Genomic DNA, 23,147 nt, shown 5'->3' with positions numbered 1-23,147 from the left:
TTTCCTAACCTCCAACTAATTTCTTTTTATATTTCAGAATAGCGATGTGCTGTTCTGATGCTAGCAAAGCAAAGGATTGCTCTGTAGTAAATGATTTTTAACCCATTTTTTTAGGGCTTCTTGTAAAGCCTGTGACGCCGGTTCTCGCCATTTGTTTAATACCGTACGGGCGAACTGTGTCAACGAAAGCATCGATTTTTTCACTTGTGCCAGTTACTTGAATGACGACATTTTTCGTGCCGACGTCAATGACAGTGGCGCGAAATGGTTCGATGACTGCGTTTAGCTCAGATCGTAAGGCAGCGGGGGAGTTGATTTTAAGTAAAGCTAGTTCGCGTTCGATGTGCGCATCGTCAGTAATATCGCTTACTTTGAGCACATCAATTTGTTTATTGAGTTGTTTAGTTACTTGCTCGATTTCGTATAAGGAATCGACATGGACGACGATGGTAATCCGAGAAACATTTGGGATTTCGGTCCAGCCGACAGAGATGCTATCAATATTGTATTGGCGTCTGGAGATAACCCCAGTGATACGATTTAACACGCCAGAAGAGTTGTTTACTGTAGCGGTAATGATTCGGCGCATTTATTCCACTCCTTCCATTTGGTGATTTGGTTTGCCGCTTGGAACCATTGGAAGTACTAGCTCATCTTTGGCCACATGAACGTCAATGACAATCGGTCCAGGGTGAGCGAAGGCTTTTCTTAGATCTTTTTCTAGCGTTTCAGGATTCGTCAAGCGAACCCCTTTGACACCATAAGCTTCGGATAGTTTAACAAAATCTGGTTGGCTCGAAAAAATCGAATGAGAATATCTTTCGCCGTGGAATTTTTCTTGCCACTGACGAACCATGCCGAGCGAACCGTTATTGATAATGACCGTTTTTACATTGATTTGGTAATCATTTAAAATCGCTAGTTCTTGATTGGTCATTTGGAAACCACCGTCCCCAACAATTGCTACTACCGTTTTATCTGGGAAAGCAAGTTGCGCACCAACTGCTGCTGGAAAGCCAAAGCCCATTGTGCCAAGCCCGCCACTCGTAATAATTTGATGATCAAATTGGAATGGATAAAACTGTGCCGCCCACATTTGATGCTGGCCAACATCGGTAGAAACAAGTGCTTCACCTTGCGTAATTTCGCCGATTAGTTCAATCACACGCTGTGGTTTAATTTCCGCTTTTTTCGTTCTATCAAAATTAAAAGGATGACGGTTTTTTCGGGTCATATTTAATTTGTACCAATGAGATGTATCCGGATGAACCGGAAGTTCCATTTGTAGTAGTTGTGTAAGTGTTTCGTTAATATCAGCTACAATAGGAATTTGTGTTTCGATAATTTTGCCAATTTCAGCAGGATCAATATCGATATGTGCAATCGTTGCTTTTGTGGCAAATTCTTTTGGCGCACTGGCAAGCCTGTCATCGAAGCGGGAACCAAAATTAATGAGCAAATCGCAGTCTGTCAGTGCCATGTTTGCCGCGTATGAACCGTGCATGCCGCCCATACCAAGGAACAAATCATGACTTTGCGGGAAACTTCCGAGACCAAGTAGCGTGTTCACGATAGGAATTTGATAGCGTTCAGCAAATTCTAACAATTCAGCTGTTGCTCGCGCATGGTTGACACCAGCACCTGCAAGGATAAGTGGTTTACTTGCAGCTGATAGAGAGTGCATTAATTTTTCTAGTTGAAGTGGATTCGGTGAATAAGTCGGTTGATAACCAGGCAAATCAATTGTGTCGGGATGGACTGTATCTGTTTGGATAATTCCCATGTCTTTCGGAATATCAACGACAACAGGCCCTTTACGACCAGTACTTGCAATATGAAAAGCTTCATTGACGATTTTTGGTAAGTCTCGAACATCGCGCACTTGGTAGTTGTATTTTGTAATGGGAATCGTAAGCCCAATCATATCGGCTTCTTGGAAAGCATCTTTTCCAATGCCAGGCGTATGAACTTGCCCTGTAAAGATGACTAAAGGAATCGAATCGCTCATCGCATCCGCAATACCAGTCAATACATTAGTTGCTCCTGGTCCACTCGTTACAACAACAACACCAGGCTTACCGGTAACTCGCGCATAACCTTCCGCAGCATGAATCGCTCCTTGCTCATGCCTAGTTAGAATATGCGGGATATCACAGTCGTAAAAGGCATCATAGAGAGGTAACACAGCGCCACCCGGGTAACCAAAAATCATATCAACTTGTTGTTTTTTCAGGGAGTCAATTAAAAGTTCTGCGCCACTTTTATTTTGCTTTTTTGTCGCTTTTTCATTTGTCTTCGTCGTATCAATCACGCTTATCACCTCGTTTTTTAGTCGATTAAATCTTCTGGAATTTGCAAAATGCCGCCAGTATGAGCGCTAGTTACTAGAGCAGTATATCTTGCAAGATAACCAGTTTTTACTTTAGCTTTAAATTTCGGTAATTCTTTTCTTCGTTCTTCTAAAACCTCATCAGGAACATCCACGTTTAACGTCCGGTTTGGCAAATCAATCGTGATGATATCGCCGTCATGAACAAGGGCGATAGGACCACCAGCTGCAGCTTCTGGAGAAATGTGGCCAACTGCGATACCACGAGTAGCCCCAGAAAAGCGACCATCTGTAATCAAAGCAACATCTTTTCCTAAACCTCGACCAACAATACTAGATGTTGGTGCAAGCATTTCAGGCATTCCTGGACCACCTTTTGGACCTTCATAGCGAATGACCACGACGTGCCCCTCGCGAACGGTATGGTTATCAATTGCTTCAACCGCCTCATCATGAGAACTAAAGCAAATCGCTTCTCCTTTGAAAACTTGTACGGAAGGATCTACGCCACCAACTTTGATAGCAGCTCCTTTTGGTGCGATATTGCCGAACAACATGGAAAGTCCGCCAACAGGGCTATAAGGATTTTCTTTTGGATGAATAACATCGGTATTATTAATTTTTGCATCAGCTACGTTTTCGCGAATCGTTTTTCCAGTAACGGTGATTCGGTCTGGATGGATAGCGCCACCAAGGTCAACCAGTTCTTTAACGATGGCAGAAACGCCGCCAGCTTCATGAACATCATGCATTGAATAAGAAGAGGATGGTGCAATTTTGGAAAGGTAGGGAACACGTTTAGCAATATCATTGATACGTTCTAAATCGTAATCTTCAATACCAGCTTCGTTTGCAAGTGCAAGTGTATGTAAAACGGTATTTGTCGAACCACCCATCGCCATATCTAGCGCGAAAGCATCATCAATGGCATCTTTTGTAATAATGTCACGAGGACGAATATCTTTTTTAACTAAATCCATTAAGTGGAAAGCAGATTCTCTAATAAGGTCGCGGCGTGCATCAGAAACAGCAAGTGTTGTACCATTTCCCGGAACAGCCATACCTAGGATTTCCATCAAACAATTCATCGAGTTTGCTGTAAACATTCCTGCGCAAGATCCGCAAGTCGGACACGCATTAGCTTCCATATCAAGAAAATCTTCCTGCGACATGCTGCCATCTTTAAATGCGCCAACCGCTTCAAAAACAGAAGAGAGAGTGAGTGCTTTTCCGTGAGCAGATAATCCAGCTTTCATTGGACCACCAGAACAGAAGATAGCAGGTACATTTGTACGAACAGAAGCGAGAAGCATTCCTGGCGTGATTTTGTCACAGTTTGGGATGTAGAAAACCCCGTCAAACCAGTGCGCATTGATTACTGTTTCCGCTGCATCCGCGATAACTTCACGAGAGGGAAGGGAATAGCGCATACCGATATGTCCCATCGCAATGCCGTCATCTACCCCAATCGTATTAAATTCAAATGGGATACCGCCAGCTTCTCTAATAGCTTCTTTAGCGACATCCGCTAATTCTCGCAAATGAACATGACCGGGAACAATATCAATGTAAGAGTTACAAATAGCGATAAATGGTTTATCCATATCACCTGGACTTTTAATTTGACCTGTAGCATGCAGCAAACTTCTTGCTGGAGCTTGTTCAACACCTTTTTTTATTTTGTCACTACGCATATGACTTTACCCCATTTCTAATTAAGAATTATTTGCCGACACTGAATTTTTAGAATTCACTAAATAGCGTGGCATTAATATATATGATTAAGTAGCTGCTTGCTTGATAATGGCTTTTCGATGCTTGAAAACTCGAAATCTAGCTAAAGAAAAAGCACCCCAATGATGAAAACAATGGGATGCTTTGCTAGAATCCCATTTAACGTAAACAGGACTCAAACTACTGTAAATTTCTACAGTGCTCAAAGTCCTTCTAGAGTAATAAAATTGTAATGACTGATTTGGTCGTTTTCATAAGTCATTATCCCCTTCGTTAAATGGTTTTATTTTTTCGATTAGTCGCACATTTTTGAAAAAAATTAATATCAAGAAATGTTATGTTAGTATTTAATATATATGGTTGCCATGCGATTGTCAATTGTTATTTTGAAAGTTTTCCGTCAGTTTGCACAATTCAAGCAACTTACACTTTTAGCTGGAATTAGTACCAGGTCTTATATTTGAAGTATAACTTAAATGGAAGCGCATTCAAAAATGAAAGGTCAAGTATATAGTCAGAATAGTTTTATTTTTATAGTTTTCTATTATTTATTTAATAATTCGGATAAAAAATCACACATTAGTTGCGTTCTTCTATCTAATTCTGCTAAATTGAAAGTAATAAATTAGTAGGAAAGCCGGGTTTTTGTTGTGGATAATTTAGAGACAGATCGATTAATATTAATTAATTACACACTAGAAATGATTCAGGCAACGATTAATGGGACAGAAGCTTTGGAAAAAGCAAGTGGTTACCATGTGTCACCTGACTGGCCAGGAATTGATTTCTTTTTTTATTTACCATATGTGTTAGAAAACGTGAAAAAAGACGATAGAATGATTAAATGGACACGTCTAGTCGTTTTAAAAGAAGAAAATAAAATTATCGGCGAAATTGGCGGACAAGGAAATCCAGACGAAACAGGCGAAATCGAAATTGGCTACAGTATCGTACCGGATTATCAAAATAAAGGTTATATGTCAGAAGCGCTTATAGGTATGATTGCTTGGCTAGAAGAACAGCCCGCCATTCATCGCATATTTGCTAGATGTTACGAGCAAAATGGGCCATCTATTCACGTTTTACAGCATAATCATTTCGTACATATTGCAGAAAAAGATACGGAAGAAAAACAAGGAAGAGTGATGATGTGGGAATATCCAATAAAACAAAGCTGATTATTATTGCATCCGGTAAACCGAAGATATGGGATAAGTTACCAGATATAGGTCCAGTGAAAGCGAGAGATGTTTATACGGGAACTTTTCATCGTTTAAGTAAGGCTTATGCCGAGCAATTTGCGGCTGATTATTTAATTTTATCTCCTAAATATGGTTTTTTACGACCGGACGATGTTGTTTCAAAAACATACGATGTTCGCTTTACAATGAAAGGGACTGGTACAGATACGATTCAGCTAGAGGAATTAAAGAAGCAGTGGCAGAAACTACAAATAAACCCTACCGAACCAATTCCGATGTTAGGCGGCAAAAAGTTCAGAGGGTTATTAATAAGCATTACGGATGGTAAGCAAGCATTTAGTTTTCCACTTGACGGGGCATCAGGAATCGGCGTCATGCAGCAAAGACTAAAGCAAGCTGTCGAAACAGGAATGCCATTAAATCGTACTGAGTAAAAGAAGTGCAGCTGTTATGAGTAAAAACATAACACCCATATTGACATTTCTACGAATGAAGAAATAGATTGTTTGTAACGCCATCAAAATAGCGAGTGAAAGAGTGATGATGTGTAGCATAAATCGACCTCCTAAATAGTGAGCGGAAAACTTAATTAAATAGTTTACGAACCTTCTCAAGTAACGAGGTAGGTTCTTCTTCTTGTTCTACTTGTGCTTCTTTATATAAATGAATGTCTTCTTTGTTTACCGCTTTTTGACAGGCGAGGACGAGGTAAATATCTGTTTCACCTTCCAAACGACTAACAATCGAAAATTCATGTTTACATTTTTCTGCTAGTTTAATATAAGGGCGTAAAGAATTATAATGCAGTAATCCATTTAAAAGTAGCTTAGAGTCGTTATTTTCTAGTATTGCCTTTTCTAGTTCTGGAAGATATTCTTGAGTCAAAACTTCTTCTTTTGTCAGTGCAACTAAGACACGTTCGCGGTAAGTTCCTAGATATTTCTTCTTCTCAGCGGGATTAATCTCTTTTGCCCCATACATGCCTTTTTCTAAGTAGTCATCAATATTTTCAGCCATTATATGAGCTCCTTTAACTAGTTAGTTTCCTCTCTATTCTAACATGCTTAGGCGCTTTTGCAAGTAAACAAAGAAAACCAGAAATAGGCTAGGGTAGCCATATTTCTGGTTTTTTTGATTAATCGATTGGGAACCACTGGAATCCGTCGCGTTGAATGAGGTCATCTGCTTCTTTTGGCCCCATCGAACCAGATTTGTAGTTCGGAAAATGATCTTTCGTATTTGTCCAAACGTCTGCTACATGGTCGATAAAGTTCCATGATAGCGATACTTCATCCCAGTGAGAGAAGTAAGTCGCGTCACCGCGAAGGCAATCTAGAATTAGTTTTTCGTATGCTTCTGGCGTATTCATGCCATCTGGAGAGGAATGAATATAATTTAAGTTAACTGGCATCGTAACCATACCTTGACCAGGCTCTTTTACGTTCAAATGAAGTGTAATACCTTCGTCTGGTTGGATATGAATAACAAGCACATTACCACCAAGCGATTGTTGTTGCCCGAATAAGTTTAGTGGGACATCTTTAAACTGAATCGCAATTTGCGTTGTTTTCTTCGCAAGACGTTTACCAGTACGAATGTAAAATGGTACGCCAGCCCAGCGGAAATTATCGATTTCAAGCTTGGCTGCAACAAATGTTTCCGTATTGGAATGAGGATCCACATTATCTTCTTGACGATAACCTTTTAACTCTTTACCATCGACTTCACCGGGACCATATTGACCACGGATAAAGCTTTGATGCACTTCTTTTCCTTCAAAAACGCGTAAAGAACGAAGCGCGCGAACTTTTTCATGACGAATCTCGCGAGTAGATAAGTTAATCGGTGGCTCCATTGCAAGTAAAGAAACGATTTGTAAGATATGATTTTGAACCATGTCTCGAAGTGCGCCACTTTCATCGTAATAGCGTCCACGATCTTCGACTCCAAGTACCTCTGTCAAAGTAACTTGAATATTATCGATGTAACGATTATTCCAAAGCGATTCAATAATAGAATTTGCAAAACGAATAACCGAAATATTTTGGATCATTTCTTTTCCTAAATAATGGTCAATACGATAAATTTCATCTTCCTTGAAAGCTTGACGAAGCGAATTATTTAATTCTTCCGCACTAGCTAAATCATGGCCGAATGGTTTTTCGATAATTAAACGATGGAAACCGTCTGTATCAACAAAACCTTCAGACTTAATGCGGCTAGCAATCGTTCCAAAGAAATTCGGTGCCATTGCAAGGTAGAAAAGGCGATTACCACCTAATTCGTATTTTGCATCTAGTTCATCAGACAAATCTTTTAACGTTACGTAAGATTCTTTATTTGTCACATCATGAGATTGATAGTAGAAGTGAGAAGCAAATGCATCCGCGTCTTTTTCGGAACCGTCAATGTCTTTGATAGACTCTTTTACTTTATCACGGAAGAAATCATTACTCCATTCACGACGTGCCGTTCCAATAACAGCAAAATTGTCGCCAAGAGATCCCTTACTGTATAAATGATATAGCGAAGGGTAAAGTTTGCGATTTGCCAAATCTCCCGTACCGCCAAAAATAGTAATCAGTGCTTTTTGTTCTAACTCATCTGTCATACGTCATTTACCCTCTTTCTTATTCTCTTAATGGCAAAAAATTAACTGCTAAGAAAAAGATTTCTTAGTTTGAAAAGAACCCCACAAAAAAAGGCCTTATTAAATGAGCTATTAATTTTCCTCATTAGTCCATACTATTTTATCCATAAAGAAGCATTTGTGCAACTGTTTGGTTCGAATATTTTTTTAATTTGACAGTTATTTCTGAATTATAAGGGTTTTTAGCATGAAAATGTTTATTTCCTGTTCGTTTAAGAATATGATAAAATAAGACTCGAACCGAGAAGGGAATGAAACAGATATGGAACTTGTTTTTCTAGGAACTGGAGCAGGCGTACCGTCGCGAGGCCGTAATGTCACATCCATCGCACTTTCAATGTTAAATGAACGAAATGCAATTTGGCTATTTGATTGCGGAGAAGCAACACAACATCAAATCATGCGAAGCCAAATTAAACTTAGTAAGTTAGAAAAAATCTTTATTACTCACTTGCATGGTGACCACATTTTTGGTTTGCCAGGTTTATTAAGTAGCCGTTCTTTTCAAGGTGGGGAGTCAGATTTAACGATATATGGACCAGTTGGCATTACCGAGTACGTAGAAACTTCCTTAAGATTAAGTGGTACTAGACTGACCTATAAAATTATTTTTAACGAAATTGAACCGGGTTTGATTTTTGAAGATAAGATGTTTTCTATTACAGTGGACGAATTAGATCACGGATTACGTAGCTTTGGTTACCGAATCGTTGAGAAAGATAAACCGGGCGCACTTAATGCCGATAAATTAATAGAGGATGGCGTCGAACCAGGCCCAATTTTCCAAAAGATAAAAAAAGGAGAAACAGTCACATTAGCTGACGGAAGTGTCATTAACGGAAAAGACTACATTGATGAGCCTCAAAAAGGAAAGATTATTAGTATTTTTGGTGACACGAAAGCGACAGCCAGTGAACTTGAATTAGCGCTCAATGCTGATGTTTTAGTACACGAAGCTACATTTGAAGGCGATAAAGAAAAGCTAGCAGGAGAATACATGCATTCAACCACGTTACAAGCTGCGAGTCTTGCAAAAAAAGCCAACGTCAAAAAATTAATATTAACGCACATCAGCTCTAGATATGATCGTGACGCAAGTAAAGAATTATTAATAGAAGCACAATCTGTTTTTGAAAATACAGAAATAGCGTATGACTTAGCTGTTTTCCCAATTGGAGAGTGACGAAATGAATCCATTTTTGAAAAATAAAACAGTATTAATCACTGGAGCTTCGAACGGCCTTGGTGCAGAAATCACAAGACAAGTGGCCGCATCAGGTGCGAACGTTATTATCACAGCAAGAAGTACGGAAAAATTAATCGCTTTGCAAAAAGAAATAAGTAGTCAGTTTTCCGTAGAGGCTGTTTATTTTACACTAGATATGACGGATTTTGAGCAAGTAAAGCAAGTCAGTGCGGAAATAAACACGACATATCAAGTAGATGTAATAGTTAATTGCGCAGGATTTGGCTTATTTGAAAATGCAGTAGACATTCCATTTGAAACGATTGAAAAAATGTTTGATACAAATGTGCTTGGGTTAATTCAGTTAACGCAACTTATTTTACCGCAAATGCAAGCACGTAAGGCAGGACATATTATTAACATCGCTTCTCAAGCGGCAAAAATAGCCACACCAAAGTCAACTGTTTATTCTGCAACAAAATATGCAGTGCTAGGCTTTTCTAATGCGCTTCGCTTAGAACTAATTCCTGATAAAATCAACGTCACAACGATAAATCCTGGTCCTATTGCAACGAACTTTTTCGATGTAGCAGATAAATCAGGCAACTATTTAGAGACAGTTGGAAAATTAGTTCTACAACCAGAGAAAGTAGCTAGAAAAACCGTACAAATTATGGGAACGAAACGACGCGAAATTAATTTACCTTTTGTAATGAATATTGCGACTCGACTGTATCAGGTGATGCCTCAAGTCATTGAATTTTTTGGAAAAGGTGCATTTTTAAAGAAATAGAATTAGAGAAAATACCCTTATAAAAATAGGGTATTTTTTCTTGTAATTAATTAAATTAGCGTATATAATTAACTAAGAACGTTTGTTCGTTTTGTGGGAGGTGCAGTGATGGATACGAGTAGGAAAATCATTCATATTGATATGGACGCTTTTTATGCATCTGTAGAACAACGCGATCATCCGGAGTTTCGCGGGAAGCCACTGATTATTGGTGGGGATCCTAATAAGCGCGGGGTTGTTTCGACTTGTTCTTATGAAGCACGCAAATACGGCGTGCATTCTGCCATGCCTACTCGTCAAGCTGCCAAACTTTGTCCGAATGGTATTTTTATTCATGGGAATATGGCGCATTATGTAGAAGTATCTAGTCAAATTCGCGAAATTTTTTCCAGGTATACAGATGTTATCGAACCACTTTCTTTGGATGAAGCCTATTTAGATGTAACCGAAAATAAAAAAGGAATGAAATCCGCCACAATGGTTGCTCGTGATATCCAACAAACAATTTACCGTGAGCTTGGATTAACTGCATCAGCTGGCGTATCATTCAATAAATTTATTGCAAAAATTGCTTCTGACTTTAAGAAACCTGCAGGGATTACCGTGGTTGCGCCCGAGGAAGCAGAAGCTTTTTTAGAACAAATTCCGGTAACCAAATTTTATGGGGTAGGGAAAGTGACAGCGGAAAAATTACATCGCCTTGGAATAGAGACTGGAGCAGATTTGAAGAAGTGGAGTGAATGGGACCTTATTCGTGAATTGCATAAGCATGGTTATCAGTTGTATCGACATGTTCGAGGTCGTTCGAATAACATTGTGAATCCGCATCGTGATCGCAAATCAGTAGGCAAAGAAACGACTTTTGAATTTAACGTATTGGATAACCGCATACTCGAGCAAAGTCTAATGAAGTTTGCTAAGAAAGTGGAAGAACGTCTCATTAAGTTACAAAAACACGGCAAGACAGTAGTACTGAAATTGCGCTATAGTGACTTTACCACAATTACCAAACGACTTACTTTAAACGAATATACCAATGATGCGAATCAAATTTACCAAGCGGCTGCATTACTTCTACGAGAAAGCTACAAAGGACAAGATAGCATTCGTTTGATAGGGCTTACTGTAACGAATTTAAAACCCGTTTATTTTGAAAATTTACGTTTAGAAGGACTATAAAAAAGGCTAGCACGATTTAGGTGCTAGCCTTTTTGATTATTTCATTTCAAGTAAACGCTCTTTAAGTTCTTGTTCCATTGTTACAAGCTCTTTCTCAGCTACGGCACGTTTGGCACGGCCTTCTTGTTGAATTTTAAGTGTTTCTTGCAAGGTTTCAATCAAGCTAGATTGAGTTTCTTTAAGTGTCTCGATATCCACAATACCTCTTTCGTTTTCACGCGCTGTTTCGATAGCGTTTGTTTTTAGCATATCGGCGTTTCGTTTTAGAAGTTCGTTCGTTGTTTCAGAAACTTGGCGCTGAGCTGCTACGGCTTGTTGTTGACGAAGCAAGGTAAGCGCGATAGCTACTTGGTTTTTCCAAAGTGGAATCGCAGTCATAATGGAAGACTGGATTTTTTCAGCGAGTGCTTGGTTTGTATTTTGGATTAAGCGAATTTGCGGCGCTTGTTGGATAGTGATTTGACGACTTAAGCGTAAATCATATACTCGTTTATCCAGACGATCAGCGAATTGTGTTAAGTCATTCACTTCTTGGTAATCCATTTGGTCGCCAGTTTGTTCCGCTTTTTTACGGAGTTCTGGGAGCATTTTTGTGTTAATTTCTTCTAATTTTAGTTCTCCAGCAGCAATGTAAATATTAAGTGCTTGGAAGTAATCTTTATTTTTATCATAAAGCTGTTCTAGGAAGGAGTTATCTTCCATTAAACGCTTTTTGGAATGTTCCAGTTTTAACGCGATGCGGTCAATTTGGGTACCAATTTTTTGATATTTAGAAGTAATTTCGTTGATGGATTGTTTTACACGGTGGAACATTTTGGTGAAGACGTTTTTGTTTCGAGCCGCAAGTTCATCCGGGTCCGCTTCTTGTAAACGATACATTAAATCGCTAATAATATCGCCAATTGGCCCAACATCTTGCTTTTGTACATGAGCTAACATCGAATGAGAAAAGTCATGGAGTTTGGCTTGGGCTGGAGCTCCGTAGCCAAGAATAGCTGCTTGGTTTCCTGGTTCGATTTGTTTAGATAACTCTAGTGCTTGTTTTTTATTTGTTTCTGTAAGCATATCGACAAGGCGAGGAGCTGCATCTGTTTCGTTATTTACAATATTTGCGGCTGTTTCGCCGTCTGATCCAAACGGGTTAGCAAGAAGATCATCTAACGTTTGGTTGAACTCTTTCTCAATAACTAAATCTTTTAATTCATTTGTTTCTTCACTTGGCTTGTTCTCGGTCATCTTTTGTACCCCTTTCAAATTTCTTTTTCTGTTTAGAAATGGAGTTTTTCGCTACTTCTAATTCGAAATCAAGGTTGTTCACGTCTTGATTCAAAAGTGTAAATAAATCCTTTTCAATTACGCGACTTAAATCATTTAAAAGTGTGCGCGTATCAGAAAGTGTTTGATAGATTTTTTTGTCTTTTACGGGTTGTTTTTCTAAGAAAGCATATTTTTCAGTTAGCTCCACCAATGAGTCAAGATGGGAGAAAAAGAAATCTTCTGCTTCATAAAAACGTTTTGGTTCATCTTTTACGATGCCGTAAATTCTTTTTGTAAGTAAAAGTGTTTTGTTGCGTTCTTGGAAAGAATATAACGCTTTATTTTGTGTCATAATTTTTTGAAGGCGGATAATTTTCACACGAGCTTCTTCTAAGTTAGTGCGAATATATTTATATTCTTTCTTGGTTAATCCAGTTGCTATCATTTGTGCACGGTCCCCAGCTTTAGATGAAAAGAAAAATAGGATAGCCGCAACAGCGATAACAATTGCTGCAATTACCAAGCCACTATGGATTAGTGAAGTGAGGATACCAGCCAAAAGCATGACAAGGAAAATGGAACCTGTGAATGCTAATATCTTTTTAAAAACGGTCATTATACATCTTCTCCTTTAAGTACCTGTTTAAAAGGTCCGCTTTTCTTATAGTAAATTTTTCTAAAAATAAAGATTGATGGAAAGTAACCTACCATTTAAGTATATTTTGTAAGCGAAAACTAGGCAAGCTGAATGGTTTTTATATTTTAGAAATTGTCCTTTATTTGTTCTTATCATACCATATTTAGAAAATAGATGTTATCAGTCGTGCGATGTAAATTAAACTCGGACTTAGTTATGTTATAATGAAAAAAATGAGAGGTAGGTGGCAGAAATGGACTCACTAGAGGAAAAAACGCTCCATACAGAAAAGTTTTTTAGCGGAAATATTATTGAATTGCAAGTAGATGATGTGGAGTTGCCAAACGGGGAAAAGGGCAAGCGCGAAATCGTCAAGCATCCCGGTGGTGTGGCAATTATACCTTTTTCAGCAGATGGAAGAATGTACTTAGTAGAGCAATTCCGAAAGCCACTCGAAAAAAACATTATCGAAATTCCAGCTGGTAAAATGGAGCCAGGGGAAGATCCGCTCGTGACCGCAAAACGGGAACTAGAAGAAGAAACTGGTTTTCAGTCCGATGATTTAACGTATCTCACTTCTTTTTATACATCACCTGGATTTGCCAATGAACTTTTATATATTTATGTAGCGCGTGACCTCCGGAAAATGGAGCATCCATTGGCGCAAGATGCAGATGAATTTATTAATTTAGTCAAAGTAACGCTGGAAGAAGCAGAACAATTAATAGCGCAACAATGCATTCATGACGCAAAAACAATGTACGCGATACAGTACTGGAAAATGCAACTATTAATAGAAGAAAATGAATAAATTTTGTTCGACTGTGTGTGATAAATTTATAGGAGACTATGAAAAATGACAAAGCGAAAAAAACAAGTGTGGGGTGTTGGTGATTTATTTTCGGTTTCACTACTAGATGGTTCTTTCTGTATAGGCAGAGTTGTAGGTTTTGAACCAGATGCTCTGAATAGCGCTGTTTGCGCATTTTATGCCCATCGTGTAAATGAAATTCCAGAAGTTGAACCCATTCTATATGAAAATGAGTTAATATCATTACTATTTGTAACTAGAGACCTTTTAGATTCGGGGGATTGGAAGGTTTTTTCCACGGCTTCCACAGAATTTCCAATTAATAAGTATATCAAACTGGACGAATTGAGGAGAGACGGTTTCATAAATGTTACTTCACGAGGTTCTGGAATTATTGTAAGCTTAATGAATGCGTATTATTCTTTAGTGCCCTGGAATAGCTTTCATGATCCTAACTATCTAGATTCATTATTAATTTCAATAGACAAAAAACCAAATAAAGTTGTTCTAAAATAGGACGCAAGGTGCAAATAGAAGGTTACTTTATATTTTGAAGAAGTCTTTTTAATAATAGTGTATGAAAGCCTAAACCTATTTATGATGGTTGCAGTTTATAAAGAAATTAGGAGAACGATTAAATAGAATTATAGAAAGGGGCGAATGATGAAGTATTATAAACTAATGCTCAATAATGATAAGAAAAAATGGAAGAAATATGAAGTGTTTAGTATTGATTTTTATAATAATATGGAAAGAATAGCCCCTAAAGACGCTTATCCGTATTTAATAAATAGAGAGTACAAATTAAAAATTAAAGCAATAAAGAAGGGTGAAAGTCCTGATTTTGCAAGTATTGGCACTTATTATCTAATAGCAAATGCAAGGAAATTTAATAAAGCTGAAATTTCATTCAATGGCCTTGAACTTTTAAATGTAGCAGTTGAAGCTGAAAATAATGATTACGTGGTTTTTCATTTTAATAGGAAAGTCGATTGTGTTGATTTCAATAAATCGGAATATATTGAATGGCCTTCGAATTATACGCTTGAGCCATGGGAAAACTCTATAGCCCAATTTTTCCTTAAACCAACATTGCAAAGAAATAAAATACCATCAGAACTTGAGTGTTTTTCTTTAGATAAATGGGGTGGAGCATTCAACCTAGTAGTATCAGAAAAAGTTAGAGATAAATTAGCTTCATTGGATGAAGAGAATTTTCTATGCTTTCAAGAATTGGATATTATATAGGACTAGATAATCTCATTCATTTAAAGTTATAGTAGAGTTAATTATCGTTGTGCCTTAATTATGTGAATTATTGCCAAAAGAGCTTAGAATGTGGTATTATTATGAAAAGAGAGCCATGCAAGAACATGACCCTCAAACGTAAGCCCATTTAAGGTGGCAGCTAGTTTAATATGTTATAAAAATAACCACTAAACCGTCCAAAGTTTATGAGTGGTTATTTTTTTGTGTTATTTTGACTGTTTAGTAACAACATTAAAGTTGTAAAAGCGACTGCAAAAGAGAGTGCTTCATAAACGGTCATGGGTTATCCTTTCCAGGAGTTCCTAACAAAAAAGTCATAGGCACCCCCCTTTCATGTTGAAAGAGCTAGCCACCACCATAAACTTACTTACATACTGTATTATATCACCTGGAATATAGTTATTCTATCTGGAATTAAGCGATTATTGAAATTAGCATTATTAGGCTAAAAGTGGATTTTTAAAGACTTTAGGAGGATGAAAAACAGTAATCTGTCTACATTTATAGATTTTAGTTGGAATTAGATTTTGATTGTGAGAAAGGACTTAATAGTTCTAAATTGACTACCTGGTCAAAAGAGGTTATACTCTAGTTGACTAAGTGGTCAATTTGAGTGTGGAGGAGAGAACATGGAAGCAATTAAAGTGGAGTCGCTCACAAAAAATTACCATAAAAAGCGAGCAATTGAAAATGTGAATTTGTCTGTAAATGAAGGGGAACTTTACGGTTTTATCGGTCCGAATGGTGCGGGGAAATCAACGACAATTAAAGTCTTACTGAATTTTATTTACGCAACGAGTGGGAGTGCGACGGTCCTTGGGAAAGATGTGGTGAAAGACTCTGCTGAAATTAAGAAAATGGTCGGATATGTGCCGAGTGAAGTTCGCTATTATCCACAAATGACAGCAAATGATATTATCCACTACGCTGCCAAGTTCCATCATATTGAAAATGCAACGCAAAAAATGAATACATATTATGAAATGTTTTCAATTGATCCGAAAAAACGCTTTGGAGAAATGTCGCTTGGAAATAAGAAAAAAGTGGCGATTGTCGCTGGACTTATTACTGAACCGAAATTATTTATTTTAGATGAACCAACGAATGGGCTGGATCCATTAATGCAACATTATTTGTTTAAAGAAATGACTGAGCGAAATAAAGAAGGAATGACGATTTTTCTTTCTAGTCATAATTTACGTGAGGTTCAAGAATATTGTTCAAGAGCTGCTTTTATTCGAAACGGAAATATTATCGCGGTGGAAGATATCGCTAATCAACAAATGACGGGTAAAGTGATTGCGCTGAAGGGAACGAATTTGCCATTGGAAAAATTAACGAATGCGGGCGCAAGAGTGATTGAAAACGAGGCGGGAAAAGCACGTCTTATTTTTGATGATGATATTAAAACGATTTTGCCGCTACTTCAAGAAAAAGAAATTACGGATTTAACCATTACGAATCAAGAACTGGAAGATAAGTTTATGACGCTATACGAAGGGGGAGAAGTCAAATGAACATCTTGCACATTGAATGGAAAACGCGGATAAAGAGTCTGGTTGTTTGGGCAGTTGTGGTGATTGTGATTTTAGGTGTTTTTATGGCTTTCTTCCCAAGTATGCAAAGTAGTGGAATGCAAGATTTAGTGAATACGAAAATGAATGCACTTCCGCAAGATATGATGAAAATTTTGCATATGGATTCGATGGCGGATTTAACGAATATTGATGCCTATTTTGCGTATGTTTTTCAATATATTTTTATTGCGGCATGTGTATACGCGGCGTTAATAGGAGCGCAGGCGTTGATAAAAGAAGAAACGGACGGGACGATTGAGTTTTTATATGCGCAGCCAATTACACGGACTAGTCTAGTTTTCTGGAAAATGATTGGGAACTTATTGTCGTTTGTAGCTTTTTGGGCAATTACATTTGTGGCTTCGGTCGTACTTGTTCTTTTCTTGAAGCCGAGTGGGGTTGATGGTGGTAATTTAGTCATGGAGCTTGTACGAGTGTTTTCTAGCGAGTTGCTAGTGGCTGCTGTATTTATGAGTGCAGGTTTTATGGTTTCAGCGGTGCTTCGTTCAGCTAAGCAAGCCTCCCCGGTTGCACTTGCGCTAGTATTCTTGACGTATATTTTGGGTATTATGGCTGGTTTAAATGATAAGGTCGATTTCTTCCAATATTTTTCACCAATTAATTATGCGATTCCTTCAGAAATTATGAATAAAGGAATTACTGGAACCAATGCCTTGATTTCATGTGGGGTAATTGTCGTGATGGTTGCTATGACATTTGTTCTGTATAAGAAAAAGGATTTGAAAGTATAATGGATGAAAAACGACTAAAAATTATAGAAGCAGCAATGGAAGAATTTACGGAAAAAGGATATCAGGCGGCTAGTACGAATAAAATTTGCGCAAAAGCTGGTGTTTCGAAAGGGCTAATTTTTCACTATTTTGGTTCTAAAGAAAAGCTTTATGTTGCGGCTGTTAGTTATGCGGTTGATTTTGCGACCAAGGAGGTTCGTTTGGAAGGGGAACATTGGGCAGACTTTGTCGAAATGGCGATTTGGTCAACGAAAATGAAACTGGATTTTAATCGCAAATATCCTGCCGTATTCGGATTGATTATGCAAGCTTATGGAAATCCCCCCGTTGAATTGAAAGGCAAACTGGATGGCTTTTTTGATAAGGCAATTGAGCGGTCGGAAGCACAAATGAATCAAGTTTTAAGTGAAATGAAGTTGAAAAAAGATGTGAACATGGATGCGGCGCGTAAAGTGATGGCGGCTCTTTTTAAACATATTACGGAGACGAGTACAGTCTATTTGCAAAGTCATCCGAATGCGACGATGGAAGATTTTGTTCCGCTTGCGAAGGATTTTACGGAAATGATGCGAATTGTCGAATTTGGGATATGCGAAGAAAAAAAGGATTTGGGCGAGTGAGCCCAAATCCTTTTTTTAACCAATAAAGCTTTCGTGATGCGTGCTAATCATCGCTTCATCTGCGGCAGTAGGTTCTAAATATTTTTTCGCACTATTAATCGCGATGGGCCCTTCATGAAGCCCCGCTGCGATAATGCGTATTTTTCGAGGGTAGGTCGCACTATCTCCACAAGCGAAAATGCCAGGAACCGTCGTCTTCATCTCGTCATCCACGACAATGCCAAAATCGGCTTGTTCAAAGCCCCACTCCGCCATTGTTCCAAGGTCTACTTTTACCCCGTGATTAATGAAAAGTGCATCTGTTTGAATTGTTTTCGTGGCTTGGGTTTGATTGCAGCAAACATTGATTTCTGTTAGTTGGTTGTTCGTTCCGATTAGTTCACTGATTTCATGGTGGATATGGATTTCGACGCGAGAATTTTGAAGTTCTCGGACACTTTCCTCGTGTGCTTTAAAATCCTCGCCACGGTAAATAAGGTGTACTTGTTTGGCAATGGGTTCGAGGGTTTGAGCCCAGTCAATAGCAGCATTTCCACCGCCAGAAACAGCCACTACTTTGTTGCGAAATTGTTCGATGTTTCTAACATCATAATGAATGGCTGATGGGAAATCTTCGGCATGCAAAGCTTCGAGTTTATTGACTTCGAAAGTGCCACTGCCTGTTGCAATAACAATCGTTTTAGAAAAATGAATCGAACCGTTATGCGAGGTTAGTTGGAATGTGCCATCAGCTAGTCTGGTCACATCAACTACTCGCTCGTTGCAAACAATAGTCGGATGAAAGGTTTCTGCTTGTTCTTTTAAATTTGCGACAAGATTTGCACCGGTAATAGCTGGAATGCCACCAATGTCGCGAATGATTTTTTCTGGAAAAAAGTAACGAATTTTGCCGCCAACTGCTGGTTCGGCATCGATAATTTTAGTTTTCATAGAACGCAAGCCGCTATAAAAAGCGGAGAATAGGCCGATGGGGCCGCCGCCAATAATAGTTACGTCATAAACCTCATTTGGCAATGGAATCAAGCTCCTTTACAATTTCGCATCCGTTGCAAGTTTCGTATGGAAGGCAAAGAGGGACACCGCTACGAGGATCAATTAAAATATCTGCTTTGATATTAAAAACGTCTTCTAAAGTTTGTTCGGTCATGACGCTTGTTGGTGTTCCTTCTGCAATGACTTTTCCTTCTTTAATAGCAATCATATGGTGCGCGTAACGAGATGCGTGATTTAAATCGTGGACAACCATCACAATTGTACGGTTTTCCGATTGGTTTAATTGTTTTAATAAATTAAGTACATCTAGTTGGTGCGTCATATCTAAAAAGGTAGTCGGCTCATCAAGAAAAAGCACATCCGTTTCTTGAGCAAGTGCCATGGCAATCCAAGCACGTTGCCGTTGTCCACCTGATAAACTATCAATTGGTCGATCCGCGAACTCCGTTAAATTCGTCACGCGCAATGACCAAAAAATAATTTCGCGATCTTTTGCGGTAATGGATTTAAAACTACTTTGATGCGGGGAACGTCCATAAGAAATTAATTCAAACACCGTCAAACCATCAGGTGCAGAAGGATTTTGTGGCAAAATAGCTAATTGTTTGGCAATCTCTCTCGTTGATTCATTATGAATACTTTTGCCATCTAAGTAAACAGCGCCCTTGCTAGGTTTCATTAAGCGGGACATCGTTTTTAAAATAGTCGATTTCCCTGAGCCGTTTGCACCTACTAAAGCGGTTATTTTATTAGCTGGAATGGCTATATCTAAACCATCAACAATGATTCGTTTGTCGTATGAAATTTGTAAGTTATCAGTATGAAGGTCTTTCATTTTCATCGCTCCAATTTAAAGTTAAGGTGATAATCATTCTCAATGGTTAAGTATAGAGTTTTTATGGCAAAGATGCAAGTGATACTTTGGCAAAATGATTTGCGCTTTGTGAAGAAAGTTGCTATACTAACTGAGAATTATTATCAGTTACAGGAGGGGTTCAATTGAAAAAGGGTATCATTTTACTCGTGTCAATGCTTTTAATTGCAGTGGTTTTAACTGCTTGTGGAGATAACAAATCGGCTGGAAATGAGGAGGTCGAGATGCGTACATATACAATGGCAAATGGAAAGAAAGTAGAAATACCAGCACATCCGAAACGTATTGTGGCTTCGGAATATCTAGGTAATATAGTTTTGCTAGGAATGAAGCCGGTTGGTGCCAGAGCAAAACAAATGGAAAACCCATTTTTGGAAGGGCGTGTGGACGGGATTGCGGATATCGGTGATCCAGTTTCAGCGGAAAAAGTGGCGGAATTAAAGCCAGATTTAATCATCGTTTCAAAAGAAGATGAATTTGAAGCAATGTCGAAAATTGCGCCAACTGTGTTAATTCCGTACGCAACTTCAAAAAATGTGGAGGAAGACGTGCGTCAAATCGCAGACCTAGTAGGTGAAAAAAAGGCTGGTGAGGCGTGGCTAGATAAGTTTCATCAAAAAGCTAAAGAAAGTAGAGCGAAGTTAGCGGATAAACTAGACCCGAATGAAACAGTAGGGATTTATGAAGTACAAGATAAGGATTTTTATGTGATGGGGCAAAATATGGGGCGTGGTGGTCAAGCGATTTACAATGCTTTACAACTTAAAGCACCTGCAAAAATTCAAAAAGATGTTTTAGATGGGCAAGACTGGCAGAAAATTTCACTGGAAGTACTACCTGAATTTGCGGCCGATAGAATGTTCGTTACAAGTACTTCTTCTGGGAGTGCCAAAGACGGCGAGAAAACATTAAAAGATTTAACCAACTCGCCAATTTGGAAAAATTTGCCGACGTTTAAAGCAGGGAATGTTTACCAAATGGACTTTGACACGATGTTTTATTATGATCCTTTAGCGGTGGAAGGGCAGCTTGATATTATCGTAGAGAAGTTGTTGGCTTCGAACTAATGATTGCGCTTAGTGAATGATATTGATATAATTTTCTTTGCGATTGATAATTATTATCACTTGAAATGAGCGGATAATTTAGATGGAAGGAACATGTGCAGATGGATAAGTCAAAACAGATAAAAATGAATACAAGACCGACTGTTGCTAAATTCATACTTTCGGGTGGGATTTTGTTGCTTCTCATTTTAGCGTTATTCGGGATTGCGGTTGGTGCAGCCGATATTAATTTAAGTACGGTTTGGGATGCACTTTTTCATTATAATAGTTCGGATACACAGCACCAGATTATACGAAGTTTACGTGTTCCTCGGGTGGTTGCGGATATGGCGATAGGGGCTGCTTTTGCGGTTGCTGGAGCGATTATGCAAGGGATTACTCGGAATCCACTTGCTGATTCAGGCTTGCTTGGGTTGAATGCTGGATCGACGTTTATGGTAGCAGTTTGTTTTGCATTTATGCCGTGGCTTAGTTATAATTCGCTCATTTTATTTTCTTTTGTTGGTGCGGCAATTGGGGCATTTTTAGTATTTGGCGTTAGTTCGCTTGCTGGGAGTGCAATGTCGCCAACGAGGCTAGTGCTTGCTGGAGCGGCGGTTAGTTCATTGCTTACTGCGCTTAGTGAAGGACTCGCGATTTATTTTCAGTTAAGTCAAGATTTGGCCTTTTGGTACGCGGGCGGGGTTGCTGGTGTGAAATGGAGTCAGCTTGCGGCGATTTGGCCTTGGTTACTTGGAGCGCTTATTGCGGCGATTTTACTAAGCAGATCGATTACCATTTTAAGCTTAGGCGATGATATTGCTGTTGGTCTAGGTGAAAAAACTACTTTTGTTAAAATTGCTTCGATGGTCGTGGTGTTGATTTTGGCGGGGCTTGCTGTGTCGGTCGTTGGTCCGGTCGGATTTATTGGCTTGATTGTGCCGCATTTGGTGCGATTTTTAGTTGGAGTAGATTATCGCTGGATTATTCCTTGCTCGGCGGTTGTTGGAGCCTTTCTGACATTAGCGGCGGATATTGTGGCAAGAACAATCAATCCGCCATATGAAACGCCAATCAGTGTTATTTTTGCATTAATTGGGGTTCCTTTCTTCCTATATGTAGCACGTAAAGAAAGGAGGAACTTATAATGTATATGACAACGGCAGAAAAACGGAAAAAATCGCGGCGAGTTTGGACATTGATTATTTTATGCGTGTTAATTTTTTGTACATTTACATATAGTGTCAATGCTGGTTATTCAAAATTGCCATTTTTGGAAGTGATTAAGTCGTTTTTTGGAATGGCGGACGCGGGAACACAACTTATTGTGACAGAGTTTCGTTTGCCGCGGATAGTTATTGCGCTATTGGTTGGTGCAGGGCTTGCGGTTTCAGGAACAATCTTGCAAGGGATTTCTGGAAACGGGTTAGCTGATCCGGGTATTCTTGGGATTAATAATGGCGCGGGACTTGCGGTTATGCTTTATATTTCCTTTTTTCCTTCCACGATGGATGTACCAGTATTATTTATGCCATTTATTGGATTTGTCGGGGCAATTTTAACTGCGTTTGTTGTTTACGGACTTTCTTATAGTAGAAGCGAGGGATTGTTGCCTAATCGATTGCTTCTTACAGGGATTGCTGTTGCGGCGGCGATTGCGGCACTTATCACGCTGCTTACGGTTCGGCTTGATCCACAAAATTATCAACGTTACGCTGAATGGATGGCGGGAAATATTTGGGCATCGAGCTGGCAATATGTTTTTGCCCTTTTACCATGGCTTATTGTTTTAGGCGCAATTGCTTTTATGAAAGTAAAGACGTTGGATGTGCTCTCTTTTGGAGACCAAGTAGCAACGGGGCTCGGCGTTCGAGTCGAGCGAGAAAAATTTGTGCTTTTAATAGTAGCAGTTGGCTTGGCGGCTGCTTGTGTATCCGTTAGTGGTGGTATTGCATTTATTGGTCTAATTGGTCCGCATATTGCTAGAAAATTAGTTGGCTCTGCGCATCGCTGGGTGATGGTAACGGCGGCACTTTCTGGAGGACTACTACTATTACTTGCGGATACGATTGGACGATTGATTATTCAACCATCCGAAATATTTGCTGGTATCGTTGTGGCAATTATCGGTGCACCTTATTTCTTGTTCTTGCTTGCAAAAGCTAAATAATAATTATTATTGATAACGAGAAATTAATTAGTAATTGATAATCATTGTAGACAGCCTATTGCTTTTAT

At 38.8% G+C, this 23,147-nt stretch carries 24 protein-coding genes; 14 read left to right on the top strand and 10 right to left on the bottom strand.

The annotated features are described in order from the left end of the window. Positions 1-97: 97 nt before the first annotated feature. From ilvN to ilvD, 3 genes are read right to left on the bottom strand one after another with little or no spacing between them, the layout of a single operon-like run. Positions 98-589 carry an acetolactate synthase small subunit gene (gene ilvN / locus AB2Q86_RS10530; RefSeq protein ID WP_003723150.1) on the bottom strand — a complete coding sequence of 164 codons (492 nt, stop codon included), beginning with the start codon at positions 587-589 and terminating at the stop codon, positions 98-100. After that, a complete protein-coding gene (gene ilvB / locus AB2Q86_RS10525) occupies positions 590-2,311 on the bottom strand; it encodes a biosynthetic-type acetolactate synthase large subunit (RefSeq protein WP_003728795.1) in 1,722 nt (573 codons plus the stop codon). It lies immediately after the preceding gene. A gap of 17 nt (positions 2,312-2,328) precedes the next feature. Next, positions 2,329-4,023 carry a dihydroxy-acid dehydratase gene (ilvD, locus tag AB2Q86_RS10520; RefSeq protein ID WP_003728794.1) on the bottom strand — a complete coding sequence of 565 codons (1,695 nt, stop codon included), beginning with the start codon at positions 4,021-4,023 and terminating at the stop codon, positions 2,329-2,331. Between the two features lie 690 nt (positions 4,024-4,713). Between ilvD and AB2Q86_RS10515 the strand changes: the two genes are divergently transcribed. Beyond that, on the top strand, positions 4,714-5,241 hold the full coding sequence (locus tag AB2Q86_RS10515) for a GNAT family N-acetyltransferase (RefSeq protein WP_012581037.1): 528 nt from the start codon (positions 4,714-4,716) through the stop codon (positions 5,239-5,241). Continuing rightward, positions 5,214-5,699 (top strand): DUF6884 domain-containing protein, encoded by a 486-nt coding sequence (locus tag AB2Q86_RS10510; RefSeq protein ID WP_012581038.1) that lies wholly within the window; start codon positions 5,214-5,216, stop codon positions 5,697-5,699. Before AB2Q86_RS10515 ends, AB2Q86_RS10510 begins: the two co-directional genes overlap by 28 nt. On the opposite strand, the gene AB2Q86_RS10505 is transcribed toward AB2Q86_RS10510, so the two are convergent. The 3 genes from AB2Q86_RS10505 to zwf form a co-directional block, all read right to left on the bottom strand. After that, positions 5,682-5,819 (bottom strand): hypothetical protein, encoded by a 138-nt coding sequence (locus AB2Q86_RS10505; protein ID WP_003737061.1) that lies wholly within the window; start codon positions 5,817-5,819, stop codon positions 5,682-5,684. The genes AB2Q86_RS10510 and AB2Q86_RS10505 overlap by 18 nt on opposite strands. 31 nt (positions 5,820-5,850) lie before the next feature. After that, positions 5,851-6,282 carry a YueI family protein gene (locus AB2Q86_RS10500; RefSeq protein WP_012581039.1) on the bottom strand — a complete coding sequence of 144 codons (432 nt, stop codon included), beginning with the start codon at positions 6,280-6,282 and terminating at the stop codon, positions 5,851-5,853. A 118-nt stretch (positions 6,283-6,400) separates the two neighbouring features. Further along, the gene (zwf, locus tag AB2Q86_RS10495; RefSeq protein ID WP_003728790.1) at positions 6,401-7,876 is read right to left on the bottom strand and encodes a glucose-6-phosphate dehydrogenase; all 1,476 of its coding nucleotides are present in this window, start codon (positions 7,874-7,876) and stop codon (positions 6,401-6,403) included. A 301-nt stretch (positions 7,877-8,177) separates the two neighbouring features. Between zwf and rnz the strand changes: the two genes are divergently transcribed. The 3 genes from rnz (at position 8,178) to dinB (ending at position 11,073) form a co-directional block, all read left to right on the top strand. Then, positions 8,178-9,098, top strand: coding sequence for a ribonuclease Z (gene rnz, locus AB2Q86_RS10490; RefSeq protein WP_012581040.1), 921 nt, complete (start codon positions 8,178-8,180; stop codon positions 9,096-9,098). Positions 9,099-9,102: 4 nt separating this feature from the next. Continuing rightward, complete coding sequence (locus AB2Q86_RS10485; RefSeq protein WP_012581041.1) at positions 9,103-9,894, top strand: SDR family oxidoreductase; 792 nt, start codon at positions 9,103-9,105, stop codon at positions 9,892-9,894. A 108-nt stretch (positions 9,895-10,002) separates the two neighbouring features. Beyond that, a complete protein-coding gene (gene dinB / locus AB2Q86_RS10480) occupies positions 10,003-11,073 on the top strand; it encodes a DNA polymerase IV (RefSeq protein ID WP_012581042.1) in 1,071 nt (356 codons plus the stop codon). A 36-nt stretch (positions 11,074-11,109) separates the two neighbouring features. On the opposite strand, the gene AB2Q86_RS10475 is transcribed toward dinB, so the two are convergent. Both AB2Q86_RS10475 and AB2Q86_RS10470 read right to left on the bottom strand, forming a co-directional pair. Further along, positions 11,110-12,309 (bottom strand): toxic anion resistance protein, encoded by a 1,200-nt coding sequence (locus tag AB2Q86_RS10475; RefSeq protein ID WP_003728786.1) that lies wholly within the window; start codon positions 12,307-12,309, stop codon positions 11,110-11,112. Beyond that, complete coding sequence (locus AB2Q86_RS10470; protein WP_003725865.1) at positions 12,287-12,946, bottom strand: 5-bromo-4-chloroindolyl phosphate hydrolysis family protein; 660 nt, start codon at positions 12,944-12,946, stop codon at positions 12,287-12,289. Before AB2Q86_RS10470 ends, AB2Q86_RS10475 begins: the two co-directional genes overlap by 23 nt. 274 nt (positions 12,947-13,220) lie before the next feature. On the opposite strand from AB2Q86_RS10470, the gene AB2Q86_RS10465 reads away from it, so the two are divergent. From AB2Q86_RS10465 to timR, 6 genes are all read left to right on the top strand, one after another. Beyond that, positions 13,221-13,778: an NUDIX hydrolase gene (locus tag AB2Q86_RS10465; protein ID WP_012581043.1), complete on the top strand. Its 558-nt coding sequence runs from the start codon at positions 13,221-13,223 to the stop codon at positions 13,776-13,778. 45 nt (positions 13,779-13,823) lie between these two features. Next, complete coding sequence (locus AB2Q86_RS10460; protein WP_041176543.1) at positions 13,824-14,294, top strand: Imm26 family immunity protein; 471 nt, start codon at positions 13,824-13,826, stop codon at positions 14,292-14,294. 144 nt (positions 14,295-14,438) lie between these two features. Then, positions 14,439-15,026 (top strand): hypothetical protein, encoded by a 588-nt coding sequence (locus AB2Q86_RS10455; RefSeq protein ID WP_225365341.1) that lies wholly within the window; start codon positions 14,439-14,441, stop codon positions 15,024-15,026. A 650-nt stretch (positions 15,027-15,676) separates the two neighbouring features. Then, positions 15,677-16,564 carry a macrodiolide ABC transporter ATP-binding protein TimA gene (timA, locus tag AB2Q86_RS10450; protein ID WP_012581045.1) on the top strand — a complete coding sequence of 296 codons (888 nt, stop codon included), beginning with the start codon at positions 15,677-15,679 and terminating at the stop codon, positions 16,562-16,564. Further along, positions 16,561-17,376, top strand: a complete 816-nt coding sequence (gene timB, locus AB2Q86_RS10445) for a macrodiolide ABC transporter permease TimB (RefSeq protein ID WP_003728783.1) — start codon at positions 16,561-16,563, stop codon at positions 17,374-17,376. The genes timA and timB overlap by 4 nt, the downstream gene beginning before the upstream one ends. Then, the gene (gene timR, locus AB2Q86_RS10440) at positions 17,376-17,996 is read left to right on the top strand and encodes a macrodiolide transporter TimAB transcriptional regulator TimA (RefSeq protein ID WP_012581046.1); all 621 of its coding nucleotides are present in this window, start codon (positions 17,376-17,378) and stop codon (positions 17,994-17,996) included. The genes timB and timR overlap by 1 nt, the downstream gene beginning before the upstream one ends. A gap of 15 nt (positions 17,997-18,011) precedes the next feature. Here the strand turns inward: timR and AB2Q86_RS10435 are convergent, their stop codons facing one another. Both AB2Q86_RS10435 and AB2Q86_RS10430 read right to left on the bottom strand, forming a co-directional pair. Beyond that, the gene (locus AB2Q86_RS10435; RefSeq protein WP_012581047.1) at positions 18,012-19,010 is read right to left on the bottom strand and encodes an NAD(P)/FAD-dependent oxidoreductase; all 999 of its coding nucleotides are present in this window, start codon (positions 19,008-19,010) and stop codon (positions 18,012-18,014) included. Then, complete coding sequence (locus tag AB2Q86_RS10430; protein ID WP_003728780.1) at positions 19,000-19,824, bottom strand: ABC transporter ATP-binding protein; 825 nt, start codon at positions 19,822-19,824, stop codon at positions 19,000-19,002. Before AB2Q86_RS10430 ends, AB2Q86_RS10435 begins: the two co-directional genes overlap by 11 nt. A 164-nt stretch (positions 19,825-19,988) precedes the next feature. Between AB2Q86_RS10430 and AB2Q86_RS10425 the strand changes: the two genes are divergently transcribed. The 3 genes from AB2Q86_RS10425 to AB2Q86_RS10415 all read left to right on the top strand — a co-directional run bounded on the left by AB2Q86_RS10425 (position 19,989) and on the right by AB2Q86_RS10415 (position 23,079). Then, positions 19,989-20,930, top strand: coding sequence for an iron-hydroxamate ABC transporter substrate-binding protein (locus tag AB2Q86_RS10425; RefSeq protein WP_012581048.1), 942 nt, complete (start codon positions 19,989-19,991; stop codon positions 20,928-20,930). 101 nt (positions 20,931-21,031) lie between these two features. After that, positions 21,032-22,057: an iron ABC transporter permease gene (locus tag AB2Q86_RS10420; protein WP_003727986.1), complete on the top strand. Its 1,026-nt coding sequence runs from the start codon at positions 21,032-21,034 to the stop codon at positions 22,055-22,057. Then, positions 22,057-23,079 carry an iron ABC transporter permease gene (locus AB2Q86_RS10415; RefSeq protein WP_012581049.1) on the top strand — a complete coding sequence of 341 codons (1,023 nt, stop codon included), beginning with the start codon at positions 22,057-22,059 and terminating at the stop codon, positions 23,077-23,079. Before AB2Q86_RS10420 ends, AB2Q86_RS10415 begins: the two co-directional genes overlap by 1 nt. Positions 23,080-23,147 lie beyond the last annotated feature (68 nt).

This window comes from Listeria monocytogenes, assembly GCF_041765605.1.
GTDB lineage: Bacteria > Bacillota > Bacilli > Lactobacillales > Listeriaceae > Listeria > Listeria monocytogenes_D.
The sequence above is the reverse complement of the archived record's forward strand: the minus strand, read 5'-3'. Positions and strand labels throughout refer to the sequence as shown.

Coding starts and splice junctions, on each gene's coding strand:
- ilvN (WP_003723150.1), bottom strand. CDS start 589: ATGCGCCGAATCATTACCGCTACAGTAAACAACTCTTCTGGCGTGTTA.
- ilvD (WP_003728794.1), bottom strand. CDS start 4,023: ATGCGTAGTGACAAAATAAAAAAAGGTGTTGAACAAGCTCCAGCAAGA.
- AB2Q86_RS10505 (WP_003737061.1), bottom strand. CDS start 5,819: ATGCTACACATCATCACTCTTTCACTCGCTATTTTGATGGCGTTACAA.
- AB2Q86_RS10500 (WP_012581039.1), bottom strand. CDS start 6,282: ATGGCTGAAAATATTGATGACTACTTAGAAAAAGGCATGTATGGGGCA.
- zwf (WP_003728790.1), bottom strand. CDS start 7,876: ATGACAGATGAGTTAGAACAAAAAGCACTGATTACTATTTTTGGCGGT.
- rnz (WP_012581040.1), top strand. CDS start 8,178: ATGGAACTTGTTTTTCTAGGAACTGGAGCAGGCGTACCGTCGCGAGGC.
- AB2Q86_RS10485 (WP_012581041.1), top strand. CDS start 9,103: ATGAATCCATTTTTGAAAAATAAAACAGTATTAATCACTGGAGCTTCG.
- dinB (WP_012581042.1), top strand. CDS start 10,003: ATGGATACGAGTAGGAAAATCATTCATATTGATATGGACGCTTTTTAT.
- AB2Q86_RS10475 (WP_003728786.1), bottom strand. CDS start 12,309: ATGACCGAGAACAAGCCAAGTGAAGAAACAAATGAATTAAAAGATTTA.
- AB2Q86_RS10470 (WP_003725865.1), bottom strand. CDS start 12,946: ATGACCGTTTTTAAAAAGATATTAGCATTCACAGGTTCCATTTTCCTT.
- AB2Q86_RS10465 (WP_012581043.1), top strand. CDS start 13,221: ATGGACTCACTAGAGGAAAAAACGCTCCATACAGAAAAGTTTTTTAGC.
- AB2Q86_RS10460 (WP_041176543.1), top strand. CDS start 13,824: ATGACAAAGCGAAAAAAACAAGTGTGGGGTGTTGGTGATTTATTTTCG.
- AB2Q86_RS10455 (WP_225365341.1), top strand. CDS start 14,439: ATGATGAAGTATTATAAACTAATGCTCAATAATGATAAGAAAAAATGG.
- timA (WP_012581045.1), top strand. CDS start 15,677: ATGGAAGCAATTAAAGTGGAGTCGCTCACAAAAAATTACCATAAAAAG.
- timB (WP_003728783.1), top strand. CDS start 16,561: ATGAACATCTTGCACATTGAATGGAAAACGCGGATAAAGAGTCTGGTT.
- timR (WP_012581046.1), top strand. CDS start 17,376: ATGGATGAAAAACGACTAAAAATTATAGAAGCAGCAATGGAAGAATTT.
- AB2Q86_RS10430 (WP_003728780.1), bottom strand. CDS start 19,824: ATGAAAGACCTTCATACTGATAACTTACAAATTTCATACGACAAACGA.
- AB2Q86_RS10420 (WP_003727986.1), top strand. CDS start 21,032: ATGGATAAGTCAAAACAGATAAAAATGAATACAAGACCGACTGTTGCT.
- AB2Q86_RS10415 (WP_012581049.1), top strand. CDS start 22,057: ATGTATATGACAACGGCAGAAAAACGGAAAAAATCGCGGCGAGTTTGG.